This window comes from Streptococcus suis (assembly GCF_002964045.1).
GTDB classification, from domain to species: Bacteria; Bacillota; Bacilli; order Lactobacillales; family Streptococcaceae; genus Streptococcus; species Streptococcus suis_U.
On record NZ_POPB01000694.1, the window covers coordinates 1 to 299 of the forward strand.

1 pseudogene is annotated in these 299 nt (G+C 42.5%); it reads right to left on the reverse strand.

The window, feature by feature from the left end:
- Positions 1–275, reverse strand: a pseudogene (locus tag C1E99_RS15375) (acetyltransferase); the annotation flags it as partial.
- Positions 276–299 lie beyond the last annotated feature (24 nt).

Here is a 299-nt window from a genome sequence, read left to right on the forward strand (position 1 = left end):
CTTATAGATGTTAGAAAAATTGATCCACGTAGTTGGCCCACGCTTTTTGAGATGCGAGTCAGATACCAAACTAAACCAGCCCAGACAAGGTAATACTGAACTTCTATAGCCAGGGTCCAAGTATGCACAAATAGATGGGGTGAAAATTGATTCTCGTAACTACCACCAGATAGAATTTCAAAGAAGTTTGTCATGAATCCGAGCGCAGCGGCTATCTGATTGCCGATATTGGCAATGAAATCATTGCGGACAAGCAGAGCAAGTGGAAGAACCAAGCTCAATCAGCTTTACAAGCAACT